Origin of the sequence: Acinetobacter brisouii (assembly GCF_008993995.1) — a bacterium.
Classification (GTDB): domain Bacteria; phylum Pseudomonadota; class Gammaproteobacteria; order Pseudomonadales; family Moraxellaceae; genus Acinetobacter; species Acinetobacter brisouii_A.
This window is the reverse complement of record NZ_BKNN01000002.1, coordinates 75,216-100,580: the sequence shown is the minus strand read 5'-3', so window position 1 is coordinate 100,580 and position 25,365 is coordinate 75,216. Positions and strand designations below refer to the sequence as shown.

The 25,365-nt window shown below is 41.5% G+C and carries 23 protein-coding genes; 14 read left to right on the top strand and 9 right to left on the bottom strand.

What is annotated here, in order from left to right; genetic code table 11:
• Nucleotides 1–4: 4 nt before the first annotated feature.
• Nucleotides 5–574 (top strand): ribonuclease HII, encoded by a 570-nt coding sequence (gene rnhB / locus GBN19_RS01405; RefSeq protein ID WP_151776887.1) that lies wholly within the window; start codon nucleotides 5–7, stop codon nucleotides 572–574.
• A gap of 78 nt (nucleotides 575–652) precedes the next feature.
• Here the strand turns inward: rnhB and csrA are convergent, their stop codons facing one another.
• The 3 genes from csrA to alaS all read right to left on the bottom strand — a co-directional run bounded on the left by csrA (nucleotide 653) and on the right by alaS (nucleotide 5,123).
• Nucleotides 653–907 (bottom strand): carbon storage regulator CsrA, encoded by a 255-nt coding sequence (csrA, locus tag GBN19_RS01400; protein WP_004753025.1) that lies wholly within the window; start codon nucleotides 905–907, stop codon nucleotides 653–655.
• A gap of 238 nt (nucleotides 908–1,145) precedes the next feature.
• A complete protein-coding gene (locus tag GBN19_RS01395) occupies nucleotides 1,146–2,426 on the bottom strand; it encodes an aspartate kinase (protein ID WP_151776886.1) in 1,281 nt (426 codons plus the stop codon).
• Between the two features lie 60 nt (nucleotides 2,427–2,486).
• Nucleotides 2,487–5,123 carry an alanine--tRNA ligase gene (gene alaS, locus GBN19_RS01390; protein WP_151776906.1) on the bottom strand — a complete coding sequence of 879 codons (2,637 nt, stop codon included), beginning with the start codon at nucleotides 5,121–5,123 and terminating at the stop codon, nucleotides 2,487–2,489.
• A gap of 414 nt (nucleotides 5,124–5,537) precedes the next feature.
• On the opposite strand from alaS, the gene GBN19_RS01385 reads away from it, so the two are divergent.
• Nucleotides 5,538–6,566, top strand: a complete 1,029-nt coding sequence (locus GBN19_RS01385) for a type I glyceraldehyde-3-phosphate dehydrogenase (protein WP_151776885.1) — start codon at nucleotides 5,538–5,540, stop codon at nucleotides 6,564–6,566.
• 15 nt (nucleotides 6,567–6,581) lie between these two features.
• Nucleotides 6,582–6,887, top strand: coding sequence for a hypothetical protein (locus GBN19_RS01380; RefSeq protein ID WP_151776905.1), 306 nt, complete (start codon nucleotides 6,582–6,584; stop codon nucleotides 6,885–6,887).
• Nucleotides 6,888–6,911: 24 nt separating this feature from the next.
• Here the strand turns inward: GBN19_RS01380 and GBN19_RS01375 are convergent, their stop codons facing one another.
• Both GBN19_RS01375 and GBN19_RS01370 read right to left on the bottom strand, forming a co-directional pair.
• On the bottom strand, nucleotides 6,912–7,211 hold the full coding sequence (locus tag GBN19_RS01375; protein ID WP_151776884.1) for an AzlD family protein: 300 nt from the start codon (nucleotides 7,209–7,211) through the stop codon (nucleotides 6,912–6,914).
• Nucleotides 7,208–7,954, bottom strand: coding sequence for an AzlC family ABC transporter permease (locus tag GBN19_RS01370; protein ID WP_151776883.1), 747 nt, complete (start codon nucleotides 7,952–7,954; stop codon nucleotides 7,208–7,210). Before GBN19_RS01370 ends, GBN19_RS01375 begins: the two co-directional genes overlap by 4 nt.
• Before the next feature lie 154 nt (nucleotides 7,955–8,108).
• On the opposite strand from GBN19_RS01370, the gene GBN19_RS01365 reads away from it, so the two are divergent.
• The gene (locus GBN19_RS01365) at nucleotides 8,109–8,564 is read left to right on the top strand and encodes an Lrp/AsnC family transcriptional regulator (protein WP_151776882.1); all 456 of its coding nucleotides are present in this window, start codon (nucleotides 8,109–8,111) and stop codon (nucleotides 8,562–8,564) included.
• Nucleotides 8,565–8,566: 2 nt separating this feature from the next.
• Here GBN19_RS01365 and GBN19_RS01360 read toward each other — a convergent pair whose 3' ends face one another.
• On the bottom strand, nucleotides 8,567–8,965 hold the full coding sequence (locus tag GBN19_RS01360) for an Lrp/AsnC family transcriptional regulator (RefSeq protein ID WP_151776881.1): 399 nt from the start codon (nucleotides 8,963–8,965) through the stop codon (nucleotides 8,567–8,569).
• 115 nt (nucleotides 8,966–9,080) lie between these two features.
• On the opposite strand from GBN19_RS01360, the gene GBN19_RS01355 reads away from it, so the two are divergent.
• The 5 genes from GBN19_RS01355 (at nucleotide 9,081) to GBN19_RS01335 (ending at nucleotide 13,765) form a co-directional block, all read left to right on the top strand.
• On the top strand, nucleotides 9,081–9,638 hold the full coding sequence (locus GBN19_RS01355; protein ID WP_215903475.1) for a cysteine hydrolase family protein: 558 nt from the start codon (nucleotides 9,081–9,083) through the stop codon (nucleotides 9,636–9,638).
• Nucleotides 9,639–9,767: 129 nt separating this feature from the next.
• Nucleotides 9,768–10,934 (top strand): ATP phosphoribosyltransferase regulatory subunit, encoded by a 1,167-nt coding sequence (locus tag GBN19_RS01350; protein WP_151710712.1) that lies wholly within the window; start codon nucleotides 9,768–9,770, stop codon nucleotides 10,932–10,934.
• Between the two features lie 70 nt (nucleotides 10,935–11,004).
• The gene (locus GBN19_RS01345) at nucleotides 11,005–12,324 is read left to right on the top strand and encodes an adenylosuccinate synthase (RefSeq protein ID WP_151710713.1); all 1,320 of its coding nucleotides are present in this window, start codon (nucleotides 11,005–11,007) and stop codon (nucleotides 12,322–12,324) included.
• A gap of 129 nt (nucleotides 12,325–12,453) precedes the next feature.
• Nucleotides 12,454–12,771: a hypothetical protein gene (locus GBN19_RS01340; RefSeq protein ID WP_151710717.1), complete on the top strand. Its 318-nt coding sequence runs from the start codon at nucleotides 12,454–12,456 to the stop codon at nucleotides 12,769–12,771.
• 214 nt (nucleotides 12,772–12,985) lie between these two features.
• Entirely contained in the window at nucleotides 12,986–13,765 is a 780-nt protein-coding gene (locus GBN19_RS01335; RefSeq protein WP_151776879.1) for a M48 family metallopeptidase, read from the top strand.
• A gap of 40 nt (nucleotides 13,766–13,805) precedes the next feature.
• Here GBN19_RS01335 and GBN19_RS01330 read toward each other — a convergent pair whose 3' ends face one another.
• Nucleotides 13,806–14,858 (bottom strand): NADP(H)-dependent aldo-keto reductase, encoded by a 1,053-nt coding sequence (locus tag GBN19_RS01330; RefSeq protein ID WP_151776878.1) that lies wholly within the window; start codon nucleotides 14,856–14,858, stop codon nucleotides 13,806–13,808.
• 80 nt (nucleotides 14,859–14,938) lie between these two features.
• Nucleotides 14,939–15,634, bottom strand: a complete 696-nt coding sequence (gene crp, locus GBN19_RS01325; RefSeq protein ID WP_151776877.1) for a cAMP-activated global transcriptional regulator CRP — start codon at nucleotides 15,632–15,634, stop codon at nucleotides 14,939–14,941.
• Nucleotides 15,635–15,772: 138 nt separating this feature from the next.
• Between crp and GBN19_RS01320 the strand changes: the two genes are divergently transcribed.
• The 3 genes from GBN19_RS01320 to GBN19_RS01310 all read left to right on the top strand — a co-directional run bounded on the left by GBN19_RS01320 (nucleotide 15,773) and on the right by GBN19_RS01310 (nucleotide 20,463).
• Nucleotides 15,773–16,195 carry an OsmC family protein gene (locus tag GBN19_RS01320; protein ID WP_151776876.1) on the top strand — a complete coding sequence of 141 codons (423 nt, stop codon included), beginning with the start codon at nucleotides 15,773–15,775 and terminating at the stop codon, nucleotides 16,193–16,195.
• Nucleotides 16,196–16,424: 229 nt separating this feature from the next.
• On the top strand, nucleotides 16,425–19,007 hold the full coding sequence (gene clpB / locus GBN19_RS01315) for an ATP-dependent chaperone ClpB (RefSeq protein WP_151776875.1): 2,583 nt from the start codon (nucleotides 16,425–16,427) through the stop codon (nucleotides 19,005–19,007).
• Nucleotides 19,008–19,167: 160 nt separating this feature from the next.
• The gene (locus tag GBN19_RS01310) at nucleotides 19,168–20,463 is read left to right on the top strand and encodes a DUF945 family protein (RefSeq protein WP_151776874.1); all 1,296 of its coding nucleotides are present in this window, start codon (nucleotides 19,168–19,170) and stop codon (nucleotides 20,461–20,463) included.
• 62 nt (nucleotides 20,464–20,525) lie between these two features.
• Here the strand turns inward: GBN19_RS01310 and rlmKL are convergent, their stop codons facing one another.
• Complete coding sequence (gene rlmKL, locus GBN19_RS01305; protein WP_151776873.1) at nucleotides 20,526–22,727, bottom strand: bifunctional 23S rRNA (guanine(2069)-N(7))-methyltransferase RlmK/23S rRNA (guanine(2445)-N(2))-methyltransferase RlmL; 2,202 nt, start codon at nucleotides 22,725–22,727, stop codon at nucleotides 20,526–20,528.
• 318 nt (nucleotides 22,728–23,045) lie between these two features.
• Here rlmKL and GBN19_RS01300 point away from each other — a divergent pair, with 318 nt between their 5' ends.
• Nucleotides 23,046–24,062 carry an aspartate carbamoyltransferase catalytic subunit gene (locus GBN19_RS01300; protein ID WP_151709866.1) on the top strand — a complete coding sequence of 339 codons (1,017 nt, stop codon included), beginning with the start codon at nucleotides 23,046–23,048 and terminating at the stop codon, nucleotides 24,060–24,062.
• Between the two features lie 11 nt (nucleotides 24,063–24,073).
• Entirely contained in the window at nucleotides 24,074–25,312 is a 1,239-nt protein-coding gene (locus tag GBN19_RS01295; RefSeq protein ID WP_151776872.1) for a dihydroorotase, read from the top strand.
• The last annotated feature ends 53 nt before the right edge of the window (nucleotides 25,313–25,365 follow it).

The following is a 25,365-nucleotide window of genomic DNA, read 5'->3' as shown; positions in this document are numbered from 1 at the left end:
ATACATGAACATTGCTGGAGTAGATGAGGCAGGACGTGGGCCACTAGTGGGTTCAGTCGTCGCTGCTGCTGTAATTTTGGATCCAAATCATCCGATTGAAGGTTTAAATGATTCAAAAAAACTGACCGAAAAGAAGCGTGAGAAATTATTTGCTGAAATTCAGGAAAAGGCTTTGGCATGGTCAATTGCTGAAGCAAGCCATGAAGAAATTGATCAGTTGAATATTTTACAGGCGACTTTTTTGGCAATGCGACGCGCGGTAGAGGGCTTATCTGTCCAACCTGAAAAGGTGTTGGTCGATGGTAATCAGGTTCCGAAAGGTTTGACTATAGATTGCGAAGCAATCGTTGGGGGAGATGCAACGCACGCTGAAATTAGTGCGGCCAGTATTTTAGCGAAAGTAACACGCGATCGGCAAATGCTGGAACTTGACCAACACTATCCGCAATATGCTTTTGCAAAACATAAAGGTTATCCAACCAAAGCACACTTTGAGGCTATAGCCAAATTTGGTGTCATTGAACAACATCGCCGTAGCTATAAGCCTGTGAGAAAGGCTTTAGGCTTGGAATAATCATTTAAAATATTAAAAGCGACCAACAGATCGCTTTTAATATTTTTACAGACCACATAGCAATACGCCATCTGTAAATTAACGGTTAAACTTATTTTGATTAAACTCATCATCGTAGAATGATGGTTGATAGTCTTGATCAATGTTTTGAAGATGTTCGTGCATAGCGCGTTCATGTTGAATGCGTTGATAAATTTCTTCACGATGCACTGATACTTCTTTGGGAGCGTTCACACCAATGCGAACTTGGTTGCCTTTAACACCAAGTACTGTCACACTGACTTGATCCCCAATCATTAAAGTTTCTCCGACACGACGAGTCAGAATCAGCATGTTTGTCTCCTTGCTAAGCGCTAAACCTGCATTGCTGTTATGCAAAAATTAAACCACAACCTCAGAAAAAATATTTTAACAGCACGTAGTAACTACTAAGAAACAGTATGATACCGTGATTGTTAAATATTTTCTAAATATTCTTTGCTAATATAGCAGAGCCGCTCTAGTTTCCATAGAGCGGCTCTGATTTTTTTCTCACTCATCTTCTTAAAAACTTGAAGATGGTGAATAGGCTTTAAGCACGCGCGCTACTTTCACCATGTTCACGGTCTAAACCGAAAGCAGTGTGTAAGCTACGAACAGCAAGCTCTAAGTAGTTCTCTTCAATTAACACAGAGATTTTGATTTCAGATGTTGAAATCATCAAAATGTTAATGTTTTCTTCAGCAAGTGCGGTAAACATTTTGCTTGCAACGCCTGCATGAGAGCGCATACCTACACCCACGATAGACACTTTCACGATATCATCGCGCGCAGTCACTTCACGGGCATTAATTTCTTTTGCAATTGTATCCAAAATTGCTTTTGTTTTTGCAAAATCAGTGCGGTTGACAGTGAATGTGAAGTCAGTCGTACCATCTTCTTCAATGTTTTGTACAATCATATCCACTTCAATGTTTGCAGCACTGATCGGAGATAAGATTTTTGAAGCGATACCTGGTTCATCAGGCACACCTAAAATAGTCAATTTAGCTTCATCGCGGTTGAATGCGATACCAGAGATAATAGGCTGTTCCATAGTGTCTTCCGCTTCAGTTGTAATGAGTGTACCTACGTTTTGTTTGAATTCATCATCAAATACGCCATCGTTGTCGTTGTCAAAACTTGACAAGACACGAAGCGGAACCTGATATTTTCCTGCGAATTCAACTGAACGAATTTGTAAAACTTTTGAGCCTAAAGATGCCATTTCAAGCATTTCTTCAAAAGAGATACGATCAATTTTCTTCGCTTTTGGTGCAACACGTGGATCGGTGGTATATACACCATCAACGTCTGTGTAAATTTGGCATTCATCTGCACGTAGCGCAGCAGCAAGTGCAACACCTGTCGTATCTGAACCACCACGACCAAGCGTTGTGGTATTGCCAAGTGCATCTACACCTTGGAAGCCAGCAACCACAATTACACGACCTTCATCTAGATCGGCAGTCATGACATCGGTATCGATTGCTTCAATACGGGCTTTGGTAAAGGCGCTGTCGGTCTTAATACCCACTTGACGACCTGTGTAAGATTTAGCTTCAACACCAATTGAATTGAGTGCCATCGCTAACATGGAAATAGTAACCTGTTCACCCGTCGATACCATTTGGTCAAGTTCACGAGGATCAGGTGTCTCGGTAATGGCTTTCGCGAGAGACAACAAGCGGTTGGTTTCACCACTCATTGCAGACACCACCACAACCACCTTGTGACCATGATCATGCCAGCGCTTCACGCGACGAGCTACATTTAAAATGCGCTCGGGTGTTCCCATTGAGGTACCACCATATTTTTGTACGATTAATGCCATAGTTTTTCCATACAAGCCGTGACCCTGCTTGAAACAGGGTCAGTTACACAAAAAGTGAGATTATTTTTGCTCAAGCCAAGCAGGGAGTGCTGCCATAACCTGATCAAACTTGTCATTGAGTGGTGCCCCGCCTTGTGCTAGATCTGGTTTCCCACCGCCTTTGCCACCAAGCTCTTGGCTTAAGTGCTTGATGATATCACCCGCTTTCAAGGTTGCTGTGAATTCTTTTGCAACTGATGCCAATAAGCTCACTTTGTCAGCTTCAACACCCGCTAAAACAATCACAGCATTGTCGAATTTGGACTTGATACTGTCGTGTAAGTGACGTAATGCTTTCGCATCGACGTTTTGAACGCTGCTAATCAAAGTAGTTCGACCAGCAATCGTTTGCATTTGGTTGATCAATTCACTTGCTTGGAAATTTGCAAGTTTTTGATTCAACTGTTCAATCTGTTTTTGCAAGCTAGATGCATGCTCAACAGTTGCCTGAACTTTTTCTAGGGTTTGGTCTTTTTGAGCTTTCAATAGACCGTTGATGTGTTGAATGGTTGCATCGGTTTTTTGTACAACTTCAAGTGCTTTAGTGCCTGTAACCGCTTCAATACGACGAACACCTGCGGCAACACCACCTTCAGAGGTGATTTTGAACAGACCAATGTCACCTGTACGCTGAACGTGAATACCGCCACAAAGCTCGATAGAGAAGTTTTTCTCATCAATGATTGAACCCATTGATAATACGCGAACTTCATCACCATACTTTTCACCAAATAGCATCATTGCGCCTTTGGCTTTTGCAGATTCGATGTCTAGTACTTCAGTTGTTACCGCAGTGTTGGCAATTACTTCACGATTGACCAAACGTTCAACTTGTTGAAGTTGCTCGAAGCTCACAGGTTGGTCATTGGCAAAGTCAAAACGTAAAATGTCAGAAGCGACCAAAGAACCTTTTTGTTGAACGTGAGCACCTAAAACTTGACGCAGTGCAGCATGTAACAAGTGAGTTGCAGAGTGGTTGCGTGCAGTTGCTTCACGCAAGTCAGCTTTGACCGTTGCTTCCACATTTTGAGCAGCTTTTAGGCTACCCATGGTGACGATACCTTGGTGAACAAATGCCGCACCTGATTTTTTGGTGTCTTGAACTTCAAAAATACCTGTTTCATTTTTGAAGATACCCGTATCACCAATCTGACCACCGCTTTCTGCATAGAAAGGTGTTTGGTTTAGTACGATGAGGGCTTCATCACCTTCAACCACTTCGTCAACCTGTTCGCCATCTTTATAGATTGCAACGATTTGACCTTGACCTTGAGTCGCTGTGTAGCCTTCAAATTGAGTTTCACTGTCCACTTTGACAATGCTGTTATAGTCAACATTGAATTTGCCTGCATCGCGCGCGCGTTGACGTTGAGCAGCCATTTCAGTTTCAAAACCAGCTTCATCAATGGTCAGTTCGCGTTCACGAGCAATATCCGCAGTCAAGTCAGCAGGGAAGCCGTAAGTGTCATACAGTTTGAACACGACTTCACCAGGAATGACATTGCCTTTTAACTGGCTGAGTTCGCCTTCAAGAACTTTCAAACCTTGTTCAAGGGTTTTGGCAAACTGTTCTTCTTCTTTAATCAATGCTGCTTCGATGCGTTCACGGTTTTCGATCAATTGTGGATAAGCTTCGCCCATCACGTCAATTAAAGGTTGCAACATTTTGTAGAAGAAAGTGCCCGTTGCGCCAAGTTTGTTACCGTGACGAATCGCACGACGGATAATACGGCGTAACACATAACCACGACCTTCATTTGATGGGTTAACACCATCAGCAATCAGGAAGCAGCAAGAACGTGCATGGTCAGCAACGACGCGTAAAGACGGTTGTCCTTGATCTTCTGTTCCAATAATTTCAGCCGCCGCTTTAATGAGGTGTTGGAATAAGTCGATGTCGTAGTTCGAGTTTACGTGTTGTAAAACGGCAGAAATACGCTCTAAGCCCATACCTGTATCAACAGAAGGGGCAGGCAGTGCATGTAATACGCCATCAGCAGTACGGTTAAACTGCATGAAGACGTTGTTCCAAATTTCGATATAGCGGTCGCCATCTTCTTCGGCAGAACCTGGTAAACCGCCCCAGATATGATCGCCATGATCGTAGAAAATTTCAGAACAAGGACCGCAAGGGCCTGTATCGCCCATTGCCCAGAAGTTGTCTGATGCGTATTTTTCGCCTTTATTGTCACCAATACGGATAATGCGTTCAGCAGCTAGACCAACTTCTTTGTTCCAGATGTCATAAGCTTCATCGTCAGTATGATAAACAGTGACATAAAGTTTGCTTTTGTCTAAACCGAGCCATTGCTCTGAGGTTAAGAATTCCCATGCATAGGTAATCGCATCACGTTTGAAGTAATCACCAAACGAGAAGTTACCCAACATTTCAAAGAAAGTATGGTGACGTGCAGTATAACCCACGTTATCTAAGTCGTTGTGTTTTCCGCCTGCACGAACACATTTTTGTGAAGTTGTCGCACGGACATAATCACGTTTTTCTAAACCCAAGAAGCAGTCTTTGAACTGGTTCATACCCGCATTGGTAAATAGTAATGTTGGGTCATTCGCGGGAACGAGAGAACTCGATGCGACACGTGTATGACCTTTTGTTTCAAAGAAATGCAAAAAGGCTTCACGAATTTCAGCGGACGTCATAAAACGTGTACTCACAACAAGTCACTCCATCTAATCATTTTGGCTAAACGCATTAAATCAAATCTTTTAGAATAGTAAAACTGATTAATACGAGGCTGATAATTTAAAAACGCCAAATTATAACGAAAAATCAGGGTATGACCAACGATTTTAGCTATAAATCACGACAAATCTATGAAAATAAGTCTATGTTTGTTATATGCTTTCGGTGAGTAAATTGTAAGAATTTTCTTTAGTTTACAAAGTGGTGTAAAGCCTTGGATAGAATAGAAATTTCGGATCATCATTATTTTTATCGGCATGTAGCTAATTGTTTTTGAATTATATTTGAAAAATAGGTTGTTCAGCTATCATCACCATCTTGAATGTTTTAAGATAACGGACTCAATTTGGGGTTATTAGGAAATCAAGATCATGCAACGAATCGCAATTAACGGATTTGGGCGAATAGGACGCAATGTTATTCGGGCATGGTTTGAAAATCCAAAACAATTTCATTTCGATATTGTTGCCATCAATGATATTGCCGATATTGAAACCTTGCTGCATTTGTTCAAATACGATTCAACACACGGGCGTTTTAAAGGCAAAGCGGAAATTATCACTGAGCAGGGTGATCATTTTTTAGCAGTACAGAGCGCAGGGCAATCCTTAAAAATTCAGGTCTTCCGTGGTTCACAGCCAGAACAATTACCATGGGATCAACTCAATATTGATGTTGTACTGGAATGTACAGGTTTGTTCCGTTCCCGTGAGGCAGCAACTCGACATTTAAACGCAGGTGCAAAGCGCGTGATTATTGGCGCTGCACCGTTTGATAGTGTTGATATTGCGGTGGTGTATGGTGTGAACCATTTAGATGTCAAAGCCAGTGATCAGATTATTTCGAGTGTGTCGTGTACCACACAGGCTTTAGTGCCATTAGTCAAAATTCTGGATGATCATTTTGGGATTGAAACTGCGTTGATGACCGAAATTCATGCAGTGACAGCCGATCAGTCGGTACTGGATCACGCTCACCGCGATTTGCGCCGTGCACGCGCAGCAGGACACAATATTATTCCAACCACATCGAGTGCTTTGGGTGCTTTAAAACGGGTGATGCCAAAAATGGCTGATCGAATTGATGGTTATTCAATTCGTGTACCGACCATTAATGTGGCTGCGATTGATTTAAGTTTTGTCGCTCAAAAAGCGGTGAGCATTGAGCAGCTTCACCATGTTTTAAAACATGCTGCCGATACCTATTATGCTGAGATTATGTCGGTTACTGATGAAGTCTTGGTGTCGAGCGATTTTAATCATTCACCTGAGTCATTAATTGTTGATTTTAATCAAACTATGGTGGTTGGACGTCAGGCAAAAGTCTTTGCATGGTATGATAATGAATGGGGTTATGCAAATCGCTTACTGGATTTGTGTGAGTCATTTACTGAACAATAAATAGGATATTGAATGATGATGTGGCTTTGGGGATTAACCATTCTATTAATGGTTGTGGTCATGGTGCTGGTTTGGTTGCAAGTCAAAAATCAGCGTCAGGATTTAAGTGATTTGAGTGAAAATCATCAGTTACAACAGCAAGTGGCACATTTGGAAGATCATTTGAAAAAGACGTTGGAGATTATGCAGGATCTTGCCAAGAAAATGCATGTACAGCAAGAAGCGCTCGATCATACCAATGCTAAGCTTCAGAAATTAGAGAAACAGCAAGTTGAAATGGTGAATATTTTAAGCAAAATGGTACAGCCTACTCAAAAATGAGTAGGTGTTTTTTGATTCTCATCGCTATAACAAAACCATACGCAATGCTGCAGCAGAAAGCATGCTCACAATAACGGTGGGCAGTAGTGAGAAACGCGATGCTGCCAATAGCGTAATCGCCATCGCAATCACATCCACAATATTGTCTCGAACAAAATAAGGGGCGATGACCGAAATCAGTACGCAGCCCGGAACAACTTCTAAAATTCGTTTTTGACGGGCGCTTAGCGTTTTGTTTTTAAGTAAGATGTAGCCAAGCACACGTGTGGAATAAGTGGTTAATGCGACACAAATAATGGCTAATAACGTCATACCGTGAATCATTCTGCATCATCTCCTACAAAAAAGAATGCTGAAGCAATCCCGAAAATTGCGCCAATTGGCACATACCAGCCTTCTGGCAAATACAGATAAGCAATGACGGCTGCAATTAAACTGACTAACCATGGTCGAGCTGCTGCAACGCCTTGCCACATGCCACGAATGAGCACTAAAAACACCGCAGGAAATGCCATATCAAAGCCCCAGCGCGTAATATCTCCAATGACAGGGCCAACTGCGCCACCAAGTGCTGTACAGGAAATCCACATCGCATATAAGGCAAAACAGATTCCTGAGTAAAAAGCCATATTGAATCGTTGGCCGAGTGGGTATTGTGAGTTTTGCTGAGCATTGGCCATGCCCATCGCCCAACTTTCATCGCACATGAAAAATAAAGCAGGTAAGACTTTTTTATTAGGTAAATGCTTTAGGTAAGGAACAAGGCTCGCCCCCATCAGTAGATGACGGCTGTTCACTAAAAAGGTGACAAACATCAGCATGAGAATTTGCGGTGGATTGGTCCACATTTCCAAAATAGTGAACTCTGAACCTCCCGCGAAATTCAAGCCTGTGAGTAATGGAATTTCGAGCAGGCTCAGACCTTTCTGAGTGGCTTGTGTACCGAGAACCATGGCAAAGGGAACCATGCCAATTAGAATGGGAATTGATGCTTTTAAGCCACGTTTAAAGTCAACAAACTCACTCGAATCATTCAAGCTTTGCGCGGTATTTTTAAGCGTCAACATGTCCATATACCTAATTGGGTGATCATAAAATCAGAAAAATAGTTTATGGCAATGCTGGCAGCATTTGGAGCTAAATTTAGCGTTGATTTTATCTAATTTAGTAGATTATGCTAATAAAATAATAAATTTTGGTATTAAAATGCTGAGGATTGTGATGGATCAAATTGATAGACGAATTTTGCAAGCACTACAACATGATGGAAAACTCCAAAATAACGAATTGGCTCAGCGGGTCGGTTTGTCCGCATCACCATGTTTGAGACGTGTGAAACAACTTGAAGATGATGGTGTGATTGAAAAATATGTGGCGTTGATTGATCCAGCCAAAGTCAATTTGGGCTTAACTGTATTTGCACGTATTTGGTTAAAAGAACAGTCGGCCTATACAGTCAATCATTTTGTTGAATCTATTAAGGATTTACCTGAGGTGGTGGAATGTCAGCTCATGGCGGGAGATTGTGATTTTTTCTTGAGAATTGTGGTATCTGATTTGGAAGCTTACCGTCAATTTCAGATTCAACAGCTCAATAAAATTACAGGCATTCAAAATGTGAAAACCGAGATTCCATTACAAAAAGTGAAATTAACGACTGAGTTGCCGATTTACTAAAGTTACTCGATTTGACGAACCACACTATCCACAGAATACTGCCCCCAGTCTGAAAGCTGTTCAATAAAATGATTGAGTGCTGAATGCTCGAAATGTGCAACTAGCATATAACATGCTGAGCCTGAAACTTTAAAACAGCTTTCAATCTGTTCAAATTGCTGAGTAAAAGCTTCAAATTCAGCAAATCGATTATTTTGCATCATCACACGGATAAACTGGGTTGCATGGTGTTGAATCACAATACTGTATTTTTGAATCAAACCTTCATCTTGCATTTTGGCTATGCGTTGCCCAACGGCTTGTCCTGTGCGGTGCACCATTTCTCCAATCTCTTTATGTGACAGGCGAGAGTCATTTTTTAAAATGGTCAAGATTTTTGCATCAATTGGATCTAAAGACATGTGAAAGCCTGATAATTTTCAAGATGAAAGAAATGAATCATACATTCTTTCATGCGGATCTGCGTTTCGCTAGCGCATTTCCTTAATCTACAGGTAGATTCAACAGATTGAGGAAATGAATGTGAAAAAGACTGCATTATTGGTGATTGATGTTCAAAATGATTATTTCCCAGCAGGTAAAATGGCACTTTTTGCGCCTGAACACGCCTTGGAAAATATTCAGCATTTAGAAAAAGTATTTCATCAGGCACAAGCGCCGATTATTTATATTCAACATATTGCGGCTTCTCCTGAAGCTCCATTTTTTGTTGCAGGAACTCATGGTGTCAAATTGCATGCAGATTTAGCAATCAACTCAGCATCTATCATTGTTGAAAAGCAGTTTCCAAATAGCTTTTTTCAGACGGATTTAAAAGAAATCTTGGATCAATTAGGCGTTGAACAGGTGATCATTACAGGTATGATGACGCATATGTGTGTTGATGCGACCTCGCGTGCTGCGGCTGAATATGGTTATCAGCCGATTGTAATTGCCGATGCAACGGCGACAAAAGATTTGCAATATGCAGGGCGAACGGTGATTGCCGATGATGTGCAAACTGCATATTTGTCATCTTTTCAAATGTTTGCAAAAATTGAAACGACACAGAAATATTTGAGTCACACAGTGTGATTAAAATAATCAAAAGATAAAAATCTCAGTGCATGTGTGTATCTTACGTGCTAGACTAGGAGAAATCGGGTGTGTTCCCGATTTTTTTATGTGGATCATTTCCGCGCAGACAAAATTTAGGTTTACAACATGCCCATTTCAGAGACATGGTTATTACCTGATGGTGTAGCTGATGTATTACCGGAACAAGCGCAAGTCGTAGAAGCTTTGCGTCGTAAAGCATTAGATTTCCTCGCATCGCGTGGTTATCAGCTGGTGTACACGCCATTTATCGAATACATCGAATCTTTATCTTCCCTTTCCGAATCGAATCAAGATTTAGACTTAGCCACATTTAAAGTGATTGATCAGCTTTCTGGTCGATTACTGGGTGTTCGTGCCGATATGACACCACAAGTGGCACGTATCGATGCGCATGTGCGTCCAGTTCAAGGTGTAGCGCGCTATTGCTACGCAGGTACGGTATTACATACAAAACCACAAGGGTTTAATACCTCCCGCGCACCTTTACAGCTAGGTGCAGAATTGTTTGGACATGACAGTATCGATGCCGATGTAGAAATGGTTGATGTCATGTTGAGTTTGATCGAAACTGCTGGACTGATTGAAAGCGTGCATCTAGATTTAGGGCATGTTGGATTATTCCGTAGTTTGGTGAAACTTGCTGGATTGAATAAAGAAACAGAACGACATTTGTCTGATCTTTATCAGCGTAAAGCACTGCCTGAGTTGGCAGAATTTACCCAGTCAATCAGCTTTGGCTCAGATTTTTATGCACTTGGACGTTATTCAAGTGATTTAGATGCATTGCAAGCGAATTTAAGCCCTGCAATCTTGGCTGATGCAGCGTTTAAACAGGCGCTAGAAGCTGTCATTACCACGCATGCACAAATTCGTGCACGCTGGAAAAACCTGAATATTGGTATCGATGTCGTTGAGTTACGTTCGTATCATTATCATACAGGTTTAATGTATGCAGTTTATGCACCAAACCGTGCTGCACCACTGGCTCAAGGTGGACGTTATGACGGGATTGGTGAGCACTTCGGTCGTGCGCGTCCTGCAACTGGTTTTAGTTGTGACTTGTATGCACTATGTGCAGGTCAGTTTCAGCAGGTGACCACTGTGGTTGCGCCGAAAGGAATTGATGCAGATTTGGTAGAAGCAATTGGACAGGCTCGAGCACAAGGCTTAAGTGTAATTCAATTGTTGGGTAATGATGATTTAAACTCGGTGCCATACGCAACTCACCAGTTGGTGCAGGTTGCAGGTCAGTGGACCATCGAGAAAATTTAATCGCTCAATCAGGTGTTCATGTCACTTGATTCAGTTTTCAATTTTAACAGCATGATGTAATGAGGCTATTATGGGCAAGAATGTTGTGGTACTCGGTACCCAATGGGGCGACGAAGGTAAAGGTAAAATCGTTGACCTGCTCACAGATCAAGCGGCTGCGGTCGTTCGTTATCAAGGCGGACACAATGCAGGACATACACTTGTCGTTGGTGGTAAAAAAACTGTATTGCATCTCATTCCATCAGGTATTTTACGTGAAAACGTATTGTGCTTAATTGGCAACGGTGTTGTGCTTTCGCCTGCTGCATTGATTGAAGAAATGAGCATTTTGGAAAAAGAAGGCGTGCCTGTTAAAGAACGTCTACGTATTTCTCCAAACTGCCCACTGATTCTTCCAAACCATATTGCATTAGACCAAGCACGTGAGAAAAAACGTGGTAATGCGAAAATCGGTACAACAGGTCGTGGTATCGGCCCTGCATACGAAGATAAAGTTGCTCGTCGTGCTGTCCGTGTTGCTGACTTGGTTCGTGGTGGTGAGCATCTTACTGCACAATTAACTGAGTTGCTTGAATACCATAACTTCCAGTTAACCCAATTCTACGGCGTAGAAGCAGTTAAACTTGAAGATGTGCTTGCACTTTGCGATCAATGGCGTGAAGTGGTTGCTCCATTAGTTATGGATGTAACAACTGAACTGCATAACTACCGTAAAAATGGTCAAAACATCATGTTTGAAGGTGCTCAAGGCTCACTTCTTGATGTTGACCACGGTACATATCCGTATGTAACGTCTTCAAATACCACTGCTGGCGGCGTAAGCTCAGGTTCAGGTCTTGGTCCATTACATTTAGACTATGTTTTGGGTATTACCAAAGCTTACACAACACGTGTGGGTGCAGGTCCATTCCCAACAGAACTTGTTTACAATGCAGCTGCAGATGAAGGCGATGCAATCGGTAAACATTTGGGTACTGTCGGTCATGAATTTGGTGCTTCAACTGGTCGTCAACGTCGTTGTGGCTGGTTCGATGCTGAAATCCTACGCCGTTCGGTAGACGTAAACTCGCTTTCTGGTATTTGCTTGACGAAGCTTGACGTTCTAGATGGCTTGGAAGAAGTAAAAATCTGTGTAGGCTATGAAGCAGCAGATTCTGGTTGTGTTGGTTCTTCTGATGCGCTTGCATACGAAACTTTAAAACCAATCTATGAAACACTTCCAGGTTGGTCTGAGTCAACTGTAGGCGCTACAAGCTTTGAACAGCTTCCTGAAAATGCAGTTGCTTATATCAAACGTATCGAGCAGTTAATTGAATGTCCAATTGACATTATTTCAACTGGTCCAGACCGTGCAGAAACAATTGTTTTACGTCATCCATTTTCTGCATAATGCATAGATGTTGACTAAAAACCGCGATCTTGAGTCGCGGTTTTTTTTGGCTCGACCAAAGTTCACTTTATCTAGTGATCATTCTGTATAACACTCCAATAAAACCGTATCAATTGGATAGGGATGCCAATGCAATTACAGCCGAATATTTCTAAAACAATTTTCTATTCTTTTTTATTTGCTTTGGGCGGTGCGCCAACGCTTGCGATGTTGATTGCATCACAACAGACCCGTGATCCACATCTATTAATGTCTGCCTTTGTTGGCTTGAGCGTAGTGTTAGTCTGTATTTTTGTACCCATTGTATTGATACAAAATACATTTTTATTGGCTAAGCGTCGTAATTTGAAGTTGGAAGATCGGCTTAAAGGTTTATCTAATATTTATTTTGCTTTAAATATTGGTTGTCTGATTTTCTGGATTTTATTTATGTTTAAAATGATTTAAGTTTACATAAATATAATATTTTATATAAGAAGCTAATATTTTGATGATTTAGCATCTTATATAATAAACCTCTTTCATGATTGCTTAGATCAGAGCAAAGCTGAAATATATTTCAATACAGCCTATAAAGCTGCACAGGAATTATGAAATAAATTTAATGTTTGAATATTCAGCTATTTGAGTATAAAAAATTTAAAATTGGAGTGTTCTTAACATGAACAATAAACTCATTTTGAGCTTAGGGTTGGTCACAATCGTCAGTTTTTCTGGATGTACGACTATTGCAGATATGAGTGGTGCAGATTCAGCAACGTTAAATGCAAATGCTGCAACCACCTTCTCAAAAATGAGAACCGAAGCACAGCAAAAAGGTCAGCTAGATACCTCTTCAAATACTTATCGACGTATTAATGCCGTACTGTTAAGAATGGAACCATACGCCAATCAGGCGAACCAAACAGGGCAAGCATTCCAGTGGCAACTTGCAGTTTTAAAATCCGATGAGATTAATGCCTATGTTGCACCGGGTGGCAAAGTGGTGTTTTATACAGGCATCGTCAATAAGCTTAATCTGACTGATGCAGAAATTGCCGCAGTGATGGGGCATGAAATGACCCATGCTTTGGAAGAACATTCTAAAAATAAATTGGGTGCACAGGTATTGACCAGTTTAGCTGTGAATGTAGGTAAATCTTATGTGGGGGATGCCGCAGGTGGTCTAGGTGCTACAGCTTTAGATCTAGGAAGTCAGGTGGGTGTAGGTTTACCTTATTCTCGAAGCCTAGAAAGTCGTGCTGATTATGGCGGTTTAATGTTGATGGCGAAAGCAGGTTATAACCCACAAGCCGCGATTACTTTGTGGGAAAAAATGAATAAGCTAGAAGGTGCAGGTGGTCCAGCATTTATGTCGACGCACCCTTCAAATTCACAACGTATTGATGCAATGCGTAAGAACTTGCCTGCTGCAATGGCTGTATATAATAGCCGTCGATAACAGTACTAAAATTAAAAAAGGATACAAAAGCATCCTTTTTTTATGGTGCAGGGTTCGGTTGCTGTTTATGAATGGCTTCAATTTCTAACAAAATTTCTTCATTGAGTTCGAGATCAAATGCAGCAATATTTTCTTTGAGTTGTGACATAGAGGTCGTACCAATAATGGTACTGGTCACAAAAAACTGTTGTTTGATAAATGCAAGTGCGAGTTGAGTGAGTGTTAAACCATGTTTTTCAGCAACTTGTGCATATTGTTCAGTCGCCCATTCACATTCAGGGTTGGTGTAACGGCTAAAGCGTGAGAATAAGGTAATACGACCATTTTCAGGTTTTGCACCATGACGGTATTTTCCTGTGAGCATACCAAAAGCCAGTGGCGAATAGGCAAGTAAGCCGACACCTTCATATTTGGCAATTTCAGACATGCCCACTTCATAGGTTCGGTTCAATAAGCTATATGGGTTTTGTACAGTCACAAATTTGCTGAGATTCATTTTTTCTGCCAAGTGCAGAAACTTCATCGTCCCCCAAGGTGTTTCATTCGACAAACCAATAAAACGAATACGCCCTTTTTGGATTTCCTGATGCAGTGCATCAAGTGTTTCTTCTAAAGCAGTCTGGTCATGTTCATGTTTGGCGGCGAGCTGATTGCCAAAACCAAGATGCCCAAAAAAATTAGTATGACGTTCTGGCCAGTGTAACTGATATAGGTCAATATAATCGGTTTGTAAGCGCTTGAGTGAGCCATCTAAAGCTTGTTGAATATCTTTGTGGTTAAAGTGGGTTAGACCTTGGCGAATGGAGCTGCCACCAAAACTTGGTCCAGCAATTTTTGAAGCGAGAAAAAGTTGCTCACGCTTGCCATGTTGTCCAATCCAGTTGCCAATAATCTGTTCTGTTGCACCTTGTGTTTCAGCTTTTGGTGGTACAGGATACATTTCTGCGGTATCCCAAAAATACAAGCCCTGATCAAGCGCATAATTAAGCTGTTCAAAAGCTTCGGCTTGAGTATTTTGCTCACCAAAGGTCATGGTGCCTAAGCAAATCTCGGGAAGTTGGATACCTGTATGGGCAAGTGGATTGAATTTCATGAAGGTACCTCTGTCTAATTGTGATGATTAGGCTTAAATAAAAAAGCAAATCCGAAGATTTGCTTGAGCTGATCAACTAATTATGCAGAATGATCGGAGTTTTCAGAATTTTCTAGTGCGCTATCGTAAATCAGAATCGCTTTACCTTCAGTTTCAATCATTCCTTGATCTTCAAGAGATTTAAGGACACGCCCAACCATTTCACGAGAACAGCCGACAATACGCCCAATTTCTTGGCGGGTAATACGGATTTGACGACCATTTGGCAAAAGCATTGCTTCAGGTTGATTGGCAAGTTCAATTAAGCAACGTGCAATACGACCTGTCACATCAATAAATGCCAAGTCGGTCATTTTACGTGTGGTGTTTTTCAGGCGGCGTGCCAATTGAGCAAAAACAGCATAGCTTAGGTCAGGATACTGTTTGCTTAACTCTAAAAAATTTTCATACGAAATTTCTGCAATTTCACAGACTTCACGAGTACGGACTTCAGCGGTACGTAGCGGTTCAGCTTCAAATAATCCCATCTCGCCAAAAAAATCACCTGCATTGAGGTAAGCAACCACGATTTCACGATCGTCGTCTTCTTTAAGTAAAATAGAAACAGAACCTTTTAATATTAGATAAAGCGATTTTGACTCGTTGCCCACCTCAACGATGCTCATGCGCTTTGGGTAACGGTTAATATATGCGCGTTTTAATAAAGCTTTAACCGATTCTGGCAAATGGTTGGGAGAAAGTGCATCGTTTGCGAATGGAAAGAGATTAGCCGACATGATTCTTTGTTCCAAAAAAATAAAAAAGCAAAAGGTAACTTTTGGTCTTTGTTAATATATGTAGGAAAATTCCTTCTCTAAATAAATTGTGTTAGTGTACTAGCACACAGTAATCTATATTTTTTTTAGGTAGTTGCAATGCGATCAACAGTTCAATGGCTCGAGAATGTTGCATTTGAAGCAAAGTCTGAGAGTGGTCATAGCGTAATCATGGATGGGGCACCTGCTTATGGCGGTGAAAATCGTGGCGCACGCCCTATGGAATTGATTCTAATGGGACTCGGTGGCTGCGCATCGTTTGATATTGTAACCATTCTAAAAAAAGCCCGTCAGGACATTGATGGTGTTGAATGTCAGCTACAAGCGGAACGTGCTGACGAAGTTCCTGCGGTCTTTACCAAGATTCATTTACACTTTGTCGTCTCAGGCAAGGCCTTGAAAGAAAAGCAGGTCGCAAAAGCGGTTGAATTATCGGCAGAAAAATATTGTTCTGCAAGCAAGATGCTTTCAAGTGGTGGTGTAGAAATTACCCATGACTTTGAAATTGTCGAAGTAGCATAAAATATGCCGTGTAAAGGAAGTCAGTTTATATAACTGGCTTTTTTTTGTTTTTGTGCAGAAATTTTGGTTTTTTGACTTGAAAAAAATTTAAATGAGCCACATATTAATACTGAATTATATATAATGATTTTTTATAAATATTTGAAAAATCATAGAAAAATATTTGAAATTTAAATAAGTGTTCCCATATATTAGTTAAGTAGCAAATTGATGATGAGGTATAACAATAATGCGTTTTGAAAAATTTACCAATCGATTGCAGCAAGCTTTATCCGATGCGCAGTCTTTGGCGATGGGGAAAGATCATACTGCAATTGACAATATCCATATTTTGGTCACATTGCTTGAAGAAGCTTCAAATCTTAGCTTGTTACAGCAAGCAGGCGCGCGCATACCAGAACTGAAACAGAAACTGGAGCAAGCTTTAAGCAATGCTGCAATCATCTCGAACCCAACAGGAGATATTCATCTCAATCCCGATGCGGTCAAAATGCTGAATTTGGCAGACCGCTATGCACAAAAAGCAGGGGATGAGTTTATTTCAACAGATTGGGTGATGTTGGCTTTGGCTGAAGTCGGTTCGACCAAAACCATTTTAACCAGTGTAGGCGTAACCGTTGAAGGATTACGCAAAGTAATCGAATCCATTCGAGGCAAAGACAAAGTCATGAGTAATAATCACGAAGATCAACGTGACTCTTTAAATAAATACACCATTGACCTGACCGAACGTGCAGCATCGGGCAAGCTTGACCCTGTGATTGGTCGTGATGATGAAATTCGCCGTACTATTCAAGTCTTATCACGCCGTACCAAAAACAATCCAGTGCTGATTGGTGAACCAGGTGTCGGTAAAACTGCGATTGTTGAGGGTTTGGCACAGCGCATTATTAATGGTGAAGTCCCTGAAAGTTTGAAAGGTAAACGTGTTTTATCTTTAGACTTAGGTTCACTATTGGCAGGTGCGAAATATCGTGGTGAATTTGAAGAGCGTTTAAAAGCGGTTTTAACTGATTTAGCCAAACAAGAAGGGCAAGTCATTCTGTTTATTGATGAATTGCATACTTTGGTTGGTGCAGGTAAAACCGATGGTGCGATGGATGCAGGAAATATGTTGAAACCTGCGTTGGCACGGGGTGAATTACGTTGTGTCGGTGCAACGACCTTAGATGAATATCGCCAATATATTGAAAAAGATGCAGCCCTTGAGCGTCGTTTCCAAAAAGTTTTGGTCGATGAACCGAGCGTTGAAGATACCATTGCGATTTTACGTGGTTTAAAAGAACGCTATGAAGTGCATCACGGGGTGAAAATTCTTGACTCTGCGATTATTGCAGCAGCGAAAATGTCGCATCGTTATATCACTGACCGTCAACTGCCAGATAAAGCAATTGACTTAATTGATGAGGCAGCATCACGGATTAAAATGGAACTCGATTCTAAGCCTGAAGCTTTAGATAAACTCGATCGCCGTTTGATTCAGCTTAAAATGCAGCTTGAAGCGGTGAAAAAAGATGAGGACTCAGGCAGTAAAGCTGAAGTTGCTCATCTAGAGAAACAGATCATTGAAGTTCAAAATGAATACAATGATTTGGAAGAAATCTGGAAGGCTGAGAAAATCTTGGTTGAAGGCACTAAAGATGCACAAATTAAATTAGATCAAGCACGTATCGCTTTTGAGAAAGCGCAGCGTGAAGGTGATTTGGCAGAAGCAAGCCGTTTACAGTATGGCGTGATTCCAGAGTTACAAAAACAGTTGGCACAAGACGAAGCGGTTGAAGAGGAAGCTGAAGAGCCAAAACTGTTGCGTAATAAAGTCACTGAAAATGAAATTGCGGAAGTGGTCAGTGCTGCAACGGGTATTCCTGTGTCTAAAATGCTACAGGGTGAACGTGAAAAACTCCTACATATGGAAGAGTTTTTACATCAACGTGTGGTTGGACAAGATGAAGCTGTGGTCGCAGTATCGAATGCGGTACGTCGTTCACGTGCTGGATTGTCCGATCCAAACCGACCAAGTGGTTCGTTCTTGTTCTTAGGACCAACAGGGGTCGGTAAAACAGAATTAACCAAAGCATTGGCAAACTTCTTGTTTGATAGTGACGATGCCATGATTCGTATTGATATGAGTGAGTTCATGGAGAAACACTCTGTGAGCCGTTTAGTCGGTGCACCTCCGGGCTATGTTGGTTATGAAGAGGGTGGTGTGTTAACCGAAGCTGTGCGTCGTAAACCATATAGCGTGGTGCTGTTTGATGAAGTTGAAAAAGCCCATCCAGATGTTTTCAATATTTTATTGCAAGTTCTGGATGATGGTCGCTTAACTGATTCACAAGGTCGTGTGGTGGACTTTAAAAATACCGTGATTGTAATGACTTCAAACTTAGGCTCGCAAGATGTGCGTGAGTTAGGTGAACATGCGAAAGATGATGAAATTCGTACTGTGGTTATGAATGCGGTGAGTGAGCATTTCCGTCCTGAATTTATTAACCGTATTGATGAGTTGGTGATCTTCCATTCACTCAAAAAAGCGCAAATTCGTGGTATTGCGGATATTCAGCTTAGTCGCTTACGTAGTCGCTTGGCGGATAAAGACATGAGCTTAACCGTTGAAGACAGTGCATTTGATGCATTGATTGATGCTGGTTTTGATCCAGTCTATGGTGCACGTCCACTGAAACGCGCCATTCAGCAACAGGTTGAAAACAGCTTGGCGCAAAAGATCTTGTCAGGTGAATTTTTGCCAGGTGACAATATTGTAATTAGCTCCGAAAATGGACATTTACAATTTAGCAAGCTGAAACTGAGCTAATATGCCTTGCTGAGAAATATAGAGTCCATACCCAAAAATTGGGTATGGACTTTTTATCATGGAGGAAATAAGTACAAAAGTTGTATTTTTGTAAGAATATCGTATGCTATAGCCATAAACATAATCAAACAAAGCATATTATTTTTAGAGAATCTTGACTATGCAGAAAAAAGGAATGATTGTTGCACTAGGTGCAATTTTGGTCAGTGGTGCAGTAGGTGCAAATTTTTATGCAGATCACCGTCTAAAAACGTATTATACTGAACTTAATAAAAATAATGGCGTATTTCAAAAACAAGATGCTCAGCTCAATATGGGGCTATTCTCAGGCGATGCACATTGGTCTTATAAAATTGTTCCCAATCCATGCCAGCCAAATAATTCAGTTGTGATTAAAGGGGTTGATCATATTCAGCGTTCTTGGAATGGTTATCATATTCAGTCTGATATTAATGCGGAATTACAGGGCAAGAAAAGTGCAGATATTTATCGCTGGGTATTAAAAAATCAGGCACTACTTAAGTTAGATACTCAACTGAATTGGTTGGGTACAGTGAATATGAAAATCAGCAGTCCTCCAATTGATGAACAACGTGATGACTTCCAGTTCGTTTGGAATGGGGTTAATGGCACGGCAAAATTAAAAAAAGAAAATGGTCAGTATGCGATGACCGAAGCTGATCTGAATATGCCTGGTTTTACTGTACGCAATGGTAACGATTATTTTAGTTTACAAAGTATGCAGTTGAAGACCGATCATGGTTTGCTCACAGATAAGCTGCAGTCTGGAAAAACAGAATTCTCTATTCAAAAAATGGTTGTGTTAGATCAAGGAGCAGGAAAGCGCCTGAATCTCGACATAGACAAATTTAAATTAAATACAGATCTTGATGTCCAAGAAAAAGAAACCATGCTCAAGATGGTGATGTCGATTGATAATATATCTGCCGATACGAAAAAACTGACCAATATGCGCGTTAATATCAATTATATGGGAATTGATACACCCGCATTAGCAGAATTTGTGCGCTTAGCAAATCAAGAGTCTGCAGTCTGTAATGCAAATCAGAACAGTCAACAACAGGTCTTAGAGAATCAGTTATTAAAAATCTTGGCACATGGGTTTAGTTTTGAATCAAAAGGCAACCAAATTGAATTTGGTAATGGCAAAATGACCGCAGATCTTAATGGTAAGTTTCTACCAAATAGTTATGCCAACTTAGATGAATTACGTGTCAAAGTGCCGCAAGTTTTCCAATTAGATGCAAAAGCCAGTGTCGATAAGCAACTATTACGCAGTATGATGATGGCATCAGGAAAAATGCCTTCAGGAATGTCTGAGCAAGATTATGACCGTGCAGTGACTCAGGCAGCACAGGCGATGCACGCTAAAGTAAATGCAAACAGTATTGATTTTGCAGTGAAATATGAAAATGGTCAGACGACCTATCCTTAAATTTTGCAGATAAAATAAAAAATGCCAAGCAATTGCTTGGCATTTTTTTTGATACGGCTCGTTTAATTAACTAAATGCTGGATTTTCCACGCACGGTGGATTTTCTGATTACGCTTGAAGTCAGGGCCAATAGTTTCATTGCTGATTTCTTGGATATCAAACATGGCTTCAATTTCTTCATCTAGCTCAAAGCCACGATAGTTGTTCGAGAAGTACAGTGTTCCATCTGAGCTTAAACGGTTCATGGCACGTTTAATCAAAGAAACATGGTCACGTTGTACATCGAATGTGCCATAGAATTTCTTTGAGTTTGAGAAAGTTGGTGGGTCAATAAAGATTAGGTCATATTGCTCATGACCTTCTTTGAGCCACTCGAAACAGTCACTGATAAAGAACGCATGTTGTTCATCAGCATGATCTACAGTAAGACCATTTAAAACAAAGTTTTCTTTTGACCAGTTGATGTAAGTGTTCGATAAGTCGACGCTGGTTGTACTTGCTGCACCGCCAAGCGCTGCATGCAGGCTTGCTGTAGAGGTGTAGCTGTACAAGTTCAAGAAATGTTTGCCTTTGGCTTCTTGAGCAATGCGTAGACGAATTTGACGGTGATCAAGGAACAGACCTGTATCCAAATAGTCAGTCATGTTGACTAAAATCTTGGCTTTGCCTTCTTTGACAATAAAGCGTTTAGACGCAGTACTTTGTTTAGTGTACTGCGTCTTGCCTTCTTGGCGGGCGCGGGTTTTAATAAAAATTGCATCACGACCAAGACCTGTCACTGCACGAATGGCAGTTAACGCAAGGTTAAAGCGTTTTTTGGCTTTTTCAGGGTCAATTTTTTTCGGTGGAGCATATTCCTGAACATGTAAGCGGTCGCCATAAACATCAATTGCCACGTTAAAATCTGGCAAATCTGCATCGTACAGACGTAAGCAATAGACATTTTCGCTGGTTGCCCATTTTTTCAAGGCTTGCATATTTTTTTGCAGACGATTGGCAAAATCTTGTGCGCCCTCAATTTCTTCAAATTGCTGTGGCTGCCACGTTGCAAGGAAAGGTTGCGTGTGAACTTGTGGTTTGATTTGACCCAAACGAATGTAAATTGGAAGTTTACCATTCATTAAACGCAAGGTTTCAGGCTGGCTAAATGCCAATACATCGGCTTGTTCAACCTGAGAAGCAATCACGGCTGCGTATTGATTCGGGAAAGTTTCCTGTAATTTTGCAGACAACCCCAAATATAAAGCACGGTTAGACGCTTTATCCCCCAAACGCTCACCATAGGGTGGGTTAGTGACAATCATCGCAGATTTGCTGCTGTCAAACTCTGGCCAGTCTGCAAGTGTACGTTCTTCAATTTGAATCGCATCAAGCAGTTTGTCAAAACCTGCCGCCATGATGTTTTGACGCGTTGCTTTCACGGCTTCCCAGTCTGCATCATACGCATAGAACTGAGGTAAAGGCTGTTCGAGTGCAGCTTCATGGCGCTCTGCTGCTTCAGCTTTAATGCCCATCCACAATTCATGGTCGTGACCATGCCAACCGTTGAAACCAAAACGACGAACCAAACCCGGTGCACGATCGGTTAAAATCATCAATGCTTCAATAATAAATGTGCCTGAACCACACATTGGATCAAGGAAAATTTCAGGGCGACGCTGTGCCAGTTTGGCTTTATTTAAAATTGCTGCTGCCAAGTTTTCTTTAATTGGGGCATCGGTCATATAACGACGGTAGCCACGTCTGTGCAGTGAATCACCCGACAAATCTAGGCAATAAGTATGTTCCGTTTTACCTGCCAAAACATACAAGGTAATTTCTGGCTGTTTGGTATCAATACTTGGACGACGACCGACTGCTTCCATGAAGCTGTCAACGACACCATCTTTTACGCGCAAAGTCGCAAACTGCGTGTTGACCTTAATTTCACGTTCAGCGTGTAAACGAATGGCAAACGTGCTTTGTGGTGCAAAAATTAAAGACCAGTCAAAGCTGATCGCACCTTCATAGAGTTCTTCTGCAACATCACGGGCATCGTGAGTATGTTCAAGTTCATAGGTATGAATAGGCAAGAGGACACGAGAAGCCAAACGTGACCACATGCAAATGCGATAGGCGTGTTCCAATGTGCCTTTGAAAATTAAACGTCCAGCTAGGCGCTCAATATTTTGAATCCCCAACTCTTGTAATTCTTCTTGGAGTAAGGTTTCAAGTCCATCTGCACAGGTAACCCAATATGTAGAAAGACGAGGTTTCGAAGTCATGTAAATTTCCAAAAGCAGCAAAGCAAACGGCTATTTTAACGTATTTTTTACAGGAAAACTTGTGGATTAAAATGACAGAACCGATTTTTTAAAAATGAGGTGAATCTTGGTGGAATAATTCGGCTTTAAAGCTGTATTTTCTCAAAAATTAGTCATCAAAAATGCGCCTTTAAAAGCATCATTTTATTGATGTGAATGAGAATTCAGCATTAGAAGCCCTTGATCTTGGTGATAAAAATTTAATTGTTGAAAACTTCAACTGCCCGCGAGATAAAATTATCTGTATAATGCGTTAACTTAATGTACAAGGAATCTCTCATGCATTTGGCTGCATTGCATAGTCCGAGTCAGATTCAACTCAATGAACATGGCAATCTTAAGCATTTCTTGACCATCGAAGGTCTTTCCAAACAGACCCTCACCAAAATTCTTGATACAGCACAGACCTTTATCAACGAAAATAATCAATTGATTACCTCGCCACTTTTAGAAGGGCGCACGGTCATGAATCTTTTCTTCGAGAACTCAACGCGTACCCGTACTACTTTTGAAGCGGCAGCAAAACGTCTTTCTGCCAACGTGTTGAATATTGATATTGCACGTTCAAGTACTTCAAAAGGTGAAACGCTGCGCGATACGCTGTGGAATCTTGAAGCCATGGCAGCCGATATTTTTGTGGTTCGTCATTCATCTTCAGGTGCAGCACATTTTATTGCCAAAGATGTTTGTCCACATGTTGCGATTATTAATGCGGGTGATGGTCGTCATGCCCATCCAACCCAAGCCATGCTCGACATGCTCACCATTCGCCGTGAAACCAAAAAGCCATTTGAAGCTTTAAGTGTGGCGATCATTGGTGACATTAAACACTCTCGTGTGGCGCGTTCTGACGTTGCTGCTTTGCAGACTTTAGGCTGTAAAGATATTCGTGTGATTGGGCCAAACACGTTGCTGCCAGTGGGTTTTGAAGAATACGGTAGCGAAGTTCGCCTATTCAATAATATGGATGAAGGCATTAAAGACTGTGATGTGATCATTACTTTGCGTATTCAAAATGAACGTATTGATTCGCCTGCTTTGGCATCACAATCTGAATTTCACAAAATGTATGGCTTGAATGAAACTCGCCTTGCGATGGCAAAACCTGATTGTATCGTCATGCATCCAGGCCCAATGAACCGTGGTGTTGAAATTGCATCAAGCATTGCCGATGGTCCACAGTCGGTGATTTTGCATCAGGTGACCAACGGGATTGCCGTACGTATGGCTGTACTGGCACTGGCGATGCAAGGTCAGTTGCAAGACAAGGGTTTAATTGAAGCAATTTCGGCATAAGGGCGAGACACATGAGTCGTGTAAAAATTGAAAATGTACGTGTGTTAGATCCAGTTCAACAAACAGACCACGTCGAAACAATTTATTTAGATCAGGGTAAACGTGTTGCCGACTTGGCAGAAGTCGATCAGGTGATTGACGGTCAAGGCAAATGGCTCATGCCAAGTATGGTGGATTTGTGTGCACGTTTGCGTGAACCAGGTCAGCAGCAGCACGGGACATTAAAATCTGAAGGTCAGGCTGCGCGTGAAAATGGGATTTTGCATGTGATTACCCCGCCAGATTCAAAACCGATTGTGCAAGACAATGGTGCTTTGATTCAGGGCTTGGTGGAAAAAGCATGGCAAGATGGCAAAATTCATTTGCATATCATTGGCGCGCAAACCCAAGGTCTCAATGGTAAACAGCCTGCGAACATGGCAGCCTTGAAAAAAGGTGGCTGTACTGCGGTGACTAATGCCAATGCCGCTTTCCAAGACGATGATGTCGTGATTCGTACCTTGGAATATGCAGCGGGTTTAGGTTTAACCGTGGTGTTCTATCCTGAAGAACCACAATTGGCAAAAGATGGTTGTGTGCATGAAGGTTTTGTGGCATCACGTCAAGGTTTGCCAATGATTCCGACGATTGCGGAAACGGTTGCGATTGCTAAATACTTGTTGATGATTGAAGTGACAGGCGTACGTGCTCACTTTAGTTTGCTTTCAAGTGGCGCTTCAGTTGAATTGATCGCTGCTGCAAAAGCTAAAGGTTTACCCGTGACAGCAGATGTTGCCATGCACCAGTTGCATTTAACCGATGCTTTGATTGATGGCTTTAACTCGCTTGCTCATGTTCGTCCACCACTTCGTGCAGAACAAGACAAAGCGCAGCTTCGTGAAGCGGTAAAATCGGGTGTGATTGATGCAATTTGTACCCATCATGAACCATTGAGCAGTTCAGCGAAAATGATGCCATTTGCAGAAACTGAACCAGGCATCACGGCTTTCGATACTTATGTGGCTTTAGGTACGCAGTTGGTTCGTGAAGGTGTATTTACTCCACTTGAGTGGGTTGAAAAAGTCACGACTGCACCTGCGCGTGTTGCAAAAATGCTGGAACGTTGGCAAGCAGAAGCGGGCTGGGTACTGGTTGATCCTGAGCTAGAATGGCAAGTGTCTAAAGACACGATTCTTTCTCAAGGTAAAAATACCCCACTGATTGGGCAAACTTTACAAGGCAAAGTGCTTAAAACTTTCTATGTAAAATAATTAAGCCTGTCTTGATTCAGAAAACAATAAAGCCAGTCATGTGACTGGCTTTA